At 45.9% G+C, this 6,681-nt stretch carries 8 protein-coding genes; 3 read left to right on the top strand and 5 right to left on the bottom strand.

What is annotated here, in order from left to right; genetic code table 11:
* Nucleotides 1-77: 77 nt before the first annotated feature.
* Complete coding sequence (locus tag RMO55_RS11810; RefSeq protein WP_310426754.1) at nucleotides 78-827, bottom strand: alpha/beta hydrolase; 750 nt, start codon at nucleotides 825-827, stop codon at nucleotides 78-80.
* A 3-nt stretch (nucleotides 828-830) separates the two neighbouring features.
* On the bottom strand, nucleotides 831-1,562 hold the full coding sequence (locus RMO55_RS11805; RefSeq protein WP_310426753.1) for a lysophospholipid acyltransferase family protein: 732 nt from the start codon (nucleotides 1,560-1,562) through the stop codon (nucleotides 831-833).
* Between the two features lie 216 nt (nucleotides 1,563-1,778).
* Here RMO55_RS11805 and RMO55_RS11800 point away from each other — a divergent pair, with 216 nt between their 5' ends.
* Nucleotides 1,779-2,153 carry a VanZ family protein gene (locus RMO55_RS11800; RefSeq protein ID WP_310426751.1) on the top strand — a complete coding sequence of 125 codons (375 nt, stop codon included), beginning with the start codon at nucleotides 1,779-1,781 and terminating at the stop codon, nucleotides 2,151-2,153.
* Nucleotides 2,154-2,249: 96 nt separating this feature from the next.
* Here the strand turns inward: RMO55_RS11800 and RMO55_RS11795 are convergent, their stop codons facing one another.
* From RMO55_RS11795 to RMO55_RS11785, 3 genes are read right to left on the bottom strand one after another with little or no spacing between them, the layout of a single operon-like run.
* Complete coding sequence (locus RMO55_RS11795; protein WP_310426750.1) at nucleotides 2,250-2,792, bottom strand: alpha-ketoglutarate-dependent dioxygenase AlkB; 543 nt, start codon at nucleotides 2,790-2,792, stop codon at nucleotides 2,250-2,252.
* A 13-nt stretch (nucleotides 2,793-2,805) separates the two neighbouring features.
* Entirely contained in the window at nucleotides 2,806-4,071 is a 1,266-nt protein-coding gene (locus RMO55_RS11790) for a recombinase family protein (RefSeq protein ID WP_396134275.1), read from the bottom strand.
* Nucleotides 4,072-4,130: 59 nt separating this feature from the next.
* Nucleotides 4,131-4,919 carry an ABC transporter ATP-binding protein gene (locus RMO55_RS11785; RefSeq protein WP_310426747.1) on the bottom strand — a complete coding sequence of 263 codons (789 nt, stop codon included), beginning with the start codon at nucleotides 4,917-4,919 and terminating at the stop codon, nucleotides 4,131-4,133.
* Between the two features lie 227 nt (nucleotides 4,920-5,146).
* On the opposite strand from RMO55_RS11785, the gene RMO55_RS11780 reads away from it, so the two are divergent.
* Nucleotides 5,147-6,169: a serine/threonine-protein kinase gene (locus RMO55_RS11780; RefSeq protein WP_310426745.1), complete on the top strand. Its 1,023-nt coding sequence runs from the start codon at nucleotides 5,147-5,149 to the stop codon at nucleotides 6,167-6,169.
* 399 nt (nucleotides 6,170-6,568) lie between these two features.
* Nucleotides 6,569-6,681, top strand: a 113-nt coding sequence (locus RMO55_RS11775; RefSeq protein WP_310426756.1) for a hypothetical protein, incomplete at its 3' end; no start/stop codon positions are given.

Below are 6,681 nucleotides of genomic sequence, written 5' to 3'. Positions count from 1 at the left end.
GTGACCCGACCAATCCACCACCAAACGGAGTACCGTTCTGGTGGGGGCATTCTGCTGTTCTAGGTAAATGTTCGATTTCACAGTAGATCGACTAGATTAATATCCTGTTCTAGTAGGCAAGCATGACCACTGTAAGGTAGTAGAGTAGTTTTTGACTTGGGGAGCATTCGGCCTAGAAAGCGCACCTCTAGGGGCGATGGCAACAGTCGATCGAGTCCTCCAGCAATCAGTACCGTTGGAATATCGATAATTTTGGGGACGACCGAATCAACCTGGAACTGTCGGAGCAAGTTTAATCGCCAAGCCGCAGTCTGCGGTTGTACCGAAAGCATTGCATCTAGTAAACTTTGACGCTCTGCTGCGGCGACTCGATCTGCTGAAACTAAAAAATTCATCAAAATCCTCGCCGACAGGGGATACAGCGCATCTGGCAACAGTCCAGACAGGGCACTTCCGCTGGCTAGCCACGGCCATCGTCCGAACGAAGAAGCGGGATTGATCAGCACCAACTTGCCAATTTTCGCGCTCATTTGCCCTGCTACTTGCATCGCCAAACAAGCACCAAAAGACTCGCCGCAGAAGTATGCCTCACGCCCTTCCGGTAGCTCTTTGGTAATGAGCTGTAAAGATCGATCGACCAATTCCGACCAATTGGTGCGATCGTTAGAGGCAATTTTGAGACAGCGAATATCAAATTTGGCTGCTAATCGGTCGATTTGGGTGTGATATAACTGACCAGTTCCATCCATCCCTGGAAAAAATACAAACAGTGGAAGATGAGGCTGGGCGGTTCGAGGCTGGAAAAAACTCGGAGAATGAAGCTGCATGGTTTACGCGACGAGCAGGTCAGCAACTTGTCTGGATAAGGTGGCGGTGAGATCTTTTACTACTGTACCAGCTTGGCGACCGTGGTAGTGTTCGCTATATGGCGCGATCGAGATCGGTGTGCCAATTCTAATCGCGATTTCTCGATATAGCACTGCTGGGTGCCAACCATCTTGTTTGAACAGCGGCTCTAACGGATCTAAGCGATGCAGCACGCTCAGAGGCACTGCTGGCCATTGCATTTCGGCTTGAGAAAAAATCGCTACTGGCAAAATCTGGAGGTTGACAACTTTCGCCTGCAATGCCAAATGAGCGAAGCCGCGATAAAAAGGGCGTAACACGCCAGGAGCGGGAGTATCGAGCATTGGAGCCGCGCCTTCTGGAAAGATGCCGATGGTTTTACCTCGATCGAATAGTTCGGTAGAATGGTGCAATAGATCGGGATACCAGTCACTATTGCTCAAGGGGAAGCCGCCACAGGTTTGTAGCACCTCGCGCAGGACGGGGACATTACCCATGTACCGGTGACAGACGAAGTTTATCGGTGTCTTGAGAAAACTGGTGAGTAAAAAGGGGTCGAGGAAGCTGCGATGATTGCAGACAATTAGTAGTGGTCCAGAAGGAGGCAATCGATCGAGATTCTGGACTTTTACACTCATCCCCAGCCAACCCAAGACATCTTGAGCCATTGCAGTGGCATAGCTGTCGAATGGGACGATCGATTCGAGTAAGTTCATGTAGTTACCTGAAAGGGAGCACTGAAAAGTTTACAAGCCGTGTTGGTATTTGCTTTCAGGCTTTAAAAATAAGTTTAATATTATCTTTACACCCTCAAATTTTAGCCTAATTTTGCTAGATCGAGTAGGGCGATTGACCGAACAATTCCCAATATTTCTGGACAAGCCCCCAGGGCTATTGTTGCTTAACTGATATCGATCGTCGGATTTGACTATATGCTCCTGAAACGTTGGCTGCCTTTTTGCTTATTTTTATTGTTTGTTTCAGGTGTGATTATTGCCAACGATCTGGGGCGGCTGCGGGGAATTATCCAATGGGTTAATCTGCTGCCATTTGGTGACAAGTTTGGGCATTTTGTGCTGATTGGCACTTTGGCATTTTTGCTCAACTATGCATTTAATGGTCGGACGATAAAAATTGGTCGTCAAAAAGTATTATTAGGTTGCTCGATCGTGGCGATAGCCATTACGATCGAAGAGTTTTCTCAAATTTGGATACCGTGGCGGACGTTCGATCTGGTAGATCTGGCTGCAAATTACTGTGGGATTACGATCGCAGGTTTATTATCGCTACGCAGGAGTTCGGGTTAGGAAAATCGCCCGACTCTTACTCCCGCCCTTTTCTAAGGAGAGGGTTGGGGTGGGGTAAGGGTCTACGAAACCTCAAATTAGCATCTGGGAAGATGTCTAGGATAAAGGCCAATCTGGAATGATTCGGCGAAATGTCAGGCTGATGCGACCATCTAGCACATTCGCTCTTTTAATCGCATGACTCCAAAATTCTTGAGTGCGCTGGCTCATGTACAACAATGAACCGTGAGACAGTAGATATTGCAGCCGTTGGGAGTAATCAGCTTTCGATCGAAATGAGAGCTTCCGATCGACACCTAGAGAGATAATAATAATCTGCGTACCATCTTCGAGATTATCGATTTCGTCGGAGTGGAAGCCCATTTTGGCGCGTCCATCTTCGTAGAAGTTGATCAGACAGCTATTTGGTTCAAATCCCAAGGTTGCTTGCAGCCGCGCACATAGAGGCTGAAGCAGAGAGTGCATCGGCTTATTTTCATAGGTCAAGCCAGAATAGTTATAAGATAGCCCAAAGCAAGCAGTTTTCCGCGCACTGATCCGCAAATCCCACTCAATGCGATCGCGTAGTTGGATGTATAGTTCGGTTGCTGCTGTTGGTGATAAATAACCTGGATAAATCGTAACTGCTGGCTCAATCATTGCTGGAATATGGTCAAAAAATAAACCGTAATTGTAGATCTAAATTAGCAGCTTGCGGATCGATCGAGATCGATCGGATGAATTCCCGAAAGTAGAAGCGGCGTTCTGATTCGGATAAATCCAGCCAAAATTGCGAAATTGAAACCGCTTGGGCTAGGGATTGGAGGTTTACTGGTGGAAATGCCGCTAATCTATCTTGGAGTTGGGAGATTTCTGTTTTCAGTTTGTAGATGCGTAAATCTTCAGTTTCTCGTTGAGAGATCCTCGATCCTGGAGACTCAATCGCCTGTTTTTTATCAACAATTTCCTGAGATACTTTGGCTTTTAATCCATCCAAATTAGGCATCCCCATCTGATTTACAGCAATGGGTAAATCCGCACAAATTCGATCGATAGTCGTCGTCAAGACTCGATCGTACCGGATCGATTTACACTTGGGTACTCGATCGCAATGAGTCGGACGTAGATATAAATACTTCTCAACTCGACGCGGAGCCGAGACATTAGTTATGGTCATAGTTTGCCCGCAATGACTGCAATTAACTAACCCAGCCAGCGATCTCGGCGCACTAGCCGTGCGAGGTGGCAATCGTCGATTGCGACGTAATAATCGATCGATCTGGGCTGCCTCATCCCGCGATAAAATCGCCGCGTGAGTATCCGAAATTACCTCACCATTAAGATATGATGTATCACCCCGATAGACGGCATTAGAAAGCCACCTTAGCCCCGTAGAAGCAGCAATCTTTTTATTGTATTTTTTCTCCAGATATCGAACTGCACCCCGCAACGAACCATAGATGATAAATCGATCGAAAAAATCCTTGACGACAGGAGCCGCCGATCGATCGATCGTATATTTATCCTTGCCCCGTCGATAACCATAGGGAGCCTTCCCTGGCGGTGGCAAAAATTTTAACCGATTGCGGGCATGTCCTTGTCGCATCCGCCGACTGACTTGACTAGAATGAATTGTGTCGATTAATTGCAACAGCGTTAATTGCCGTTCGATGTCAGTTTCAGTAGTAATTAACTCGACATTTCGCTCCTGCAATTTTGACAAAACTTGCTGGATTTCCCGTATGGAATCGCCTAATTCATCCAAACGTCTGACTAATAAATAATCGCATCCTTCTTTCACACAATCCTGTAACAATCGATCGAGTTCGTCCCGCTGTCCCAAATCTTGATAGACTCGATCGATCTCCCACCCCCAAATCTCTAAATCTGGAGGTGATTCAATCAGTGGATCTGTATAAATATAAGCAATAATTCTCATCGATCGAGTAATCACTCCGCTCAGTACAATCAGACCATCACTTTCAACCTTCAACCAACTCAATCTATTCCCAAATAAGCCTCAATCACCCTCGGATCGTTTTGCACCTTAGTTGGCGTTCCATCGACAAGATTAGTTCCTTCAGCTAATACCCAGACTCGATCGCATAAAGTCATAATCACATCCATGTTATGTTCGATAATCAAAAAAGTTAAACCCTCCTTCCGCCAGTTATGAATGTGACCGCAAATATCCTCAATCAAGCGGGGATTGACCCCTGCCGCAGGCTCATCTAATAAAATTAACTTCGGATCTGCCATTAATGCCCGCCCGATTTCCAGCAGCTTCCGTTGTCCCCCCGATAGTCCCCCCGCATAGTCATTCACCTTCGCACTCAAACCCACCGAGGAAAGAATCGTCATTGCCTTGTCTTTCAACTCCCGCTGCTCGATTCGCGCTTGATTTGGCTGTAACCATACTTGCCAAAATTTCTCACCCATCTGATCTTTAGCTCCCAACATCATATTCTCTAATACGGACATACGAGATAGAGCTTTTGCGACCTGAAATGTCCGCACCATCCCTAATCTAGCGATTTGATGCGATTGTAAGTTATCAATTTTTCGACCATTTAATTCGATTTGACCAGAATCTGCCCGAATAAAATTGGATAATAGGTTGAAGAAAGTAGTTTTTCCCGCTCCATTGGGGCCGATTAAACCTGTAATACTCCCTGTGGCTACTTCGATCCCTGCCTGCTGAACCGCTTTAACACCGCCAAAAGTCTTACACAATCCTCGGGCAGAAAGTAATGGTTGAGTAGACATCGGTACATAATTGTTGGACATAGACCAGAGGGAGAGATGATGGGGTAGTTGGCGATTTTATCTTTCGATCTTACCGGTTTTCACCAGCGGTTAATTTATAAAATTCTCCTACTTGTCATCGAAAAATACTTGAATTGGCTGAGAAGTCCTTGGGATATAGCTAGTATGATAGTGAATTATCGGCTATTTCAGTTGTGCCGATATGAAAATGTTTGGTGCAGCCGCTCTGCAAAATAATCGATTTGCTTATGACCGATGCTGTCACCATTCAGTCTGCCACATCAGCTAAATTTGAGCGGGATAGCTTGGGATGGCAGATACCAGTCTATGCATCAGATCGGGATGGGATCTTCGCCAACCGATATCTAATTCGATCGCGATTGGGTCGAGGTGGCTTTGGGATTACCTTTTTGGCTGATAATATTTACTTACCAGGCCAGCCATTGTGTGTCATCAAGAAACTTGCGCCACAATTTACAGATCCAAACCTAATTGCTGACACTTACAGACAGTTCGAGCTAGAAGCACTCAGTTTGAGTCGTCTGGGCAGTCATGCTCAAATTCCTACCTTACTTGATTATTTTAAGATTGGTACCGATCTCTATCTGGTTGAAGAATATATTCCTGGTCTCGTACTGACGCAGATCGTCAGTCAACAGCGGAAATTTACGGAATCAGAAGTCGAAGAATTTTTGATTCAGATGCTGAAACTGTTGGAATATATCCACTCTCATCATCTGATTCACCGCGATATCAAGCCGCAGAACATTATTCTCTGCCAAACCGATCTCCGGTTTGTGTTGGTGGATTTCGGTGCCGTTAAAGACATATATCCTCCCACTACGGTGCAACAACAAGCGATATCCAGCAGCCAATCAATTGGCACGCCAGGATTTGCGCCGCCAGAACAATTAGCTAATCGCGCAGTCTATGCTAGCGATATTTACGCCTTAGCCATCACCTGCGTTTATCTATTAACTGGAAAAGAACCGAGTCAGTTTCCCACCGATCCTCACACTTGCGAACTCATTTGGGCAGACACACTAGAGATTAGTATCGACTTGCGCGAAATCATCAGTAAAATGATGCAGATATCTCTACCCGATCGATATCAGTCCGCTACTCAGGTACTCACCGCTTTAGAAAATCGATCGATCCGCGCCAAATTACGCACCTATCTCGATCGCAAGCACGCAGTCGCAAAGAGTGAGCATAGCGGATCTCTTGCCTATTATCCGGCTGTTGTGCATTGGGCACTGGGTATCGAGTAAGCTAGCGACAGCATACACATCGGTGCGGGATCTAAATCTAGTGTTTTGAGCGAGCGAGCGAAAGTTCGATCGTTGGCGTAGCCTACCGTTAGGTAATCCCGATAAATACCCACAGCACCGTGCGCGTTCGATGATAAACTAAACCATAGCATTGCAAAATATTAAGAGTAGCTAACAAACTGTATCGATTCAGTCAAAAGTCAAAAGTCAACAGCAATTGGGAGATCGATCGAGAGTGGAAACTCTAGTACCGATGTTTTCTACCCGATCGAGGGTGACAAATCGCTGAAAACTACAGAACTAATAACCGAACCGATAACTAAAACAACAGATCGACGATCTGGTTTGTTGCTCGAATCGCTATAGACAAAATCACACAATAATAAGTAGTAACGGCACATGGCTAGCACCGCAGAAAAAACAAACGTGGGTAAACTCACCCAAGTTATTGGTCCAGTTGTGGACGTAGAATTTACTGGTGGCAAGATGCCCCAGATTTATAGTGCCCTCAA

It is taken from the genome of Chamaesiphon sp. VAR_48_metabat_135_sub, assembly GCF_031418915.1.
Taxonomy (GTDB): domain Bacteria; phylum Cyanobacteriota; class Cyanobacteriia; order Cyanobacteriales; family Chamaesiphonaceae; genus Chamaesiphon.
The sequence above is the reverse complement of the archived record's forward strand: the minus strand, read 5'-3'. Positions and strand labels throughout refer to the sequence as shown.

Bases quoted from the DNA above. Each gene is read 5' to 3' on its own strand.
- RMO55_RS11785 (WP_310426747.1), bottom strand. From the start codon at position 4,919: ATGTCCAACAATTATGTACCGATGTCTACTCAACCATTACTTTCTGCC.
- RMO55_RS11810 (WP_310426754.1), bottom strand. From the start codon at position 827: ATGCAGCTTCATTCTCCGAGTTTTTTCCAGCCTCGAACCGCCCAGCCT.
- RMO55_RS11790 (WP_396134275.1), bottom strand. From the start codon at position 4,071: ATGAGAATTATTGCTTATATTTATACAGATCCACTGATTGAATCACCT.
- RMO55_RS11795 (WP_310426750.1), bottom strand. From the start codon at position 2,792: ATGATTGAGCCAGCAGTTACGATTTATCCAGGTTATTTATCACCAACA.
- RMO55_RS11800 (WP_310426751.1), top strand. From the start codon at position 1,779: ATGCTCCTGAAACGTTGGCTGCCTTTTTGCTTATTTTTATTGTTTGTT.
- RMO55_RS11805 (WP_310426753.1), bottom strand. From the start codon at position 1,562: ATGAACTTACTCGAATCGATCGTCCCATTCGACAGCTATGCCACTGCA.
- RMO55_RS11780 (WP_310426745.1), top strand. From the start codon at position 5,147: ATGACCGATGCTGTCACCATTCAGTCTGCCACATCAGCTAAATTTGAG.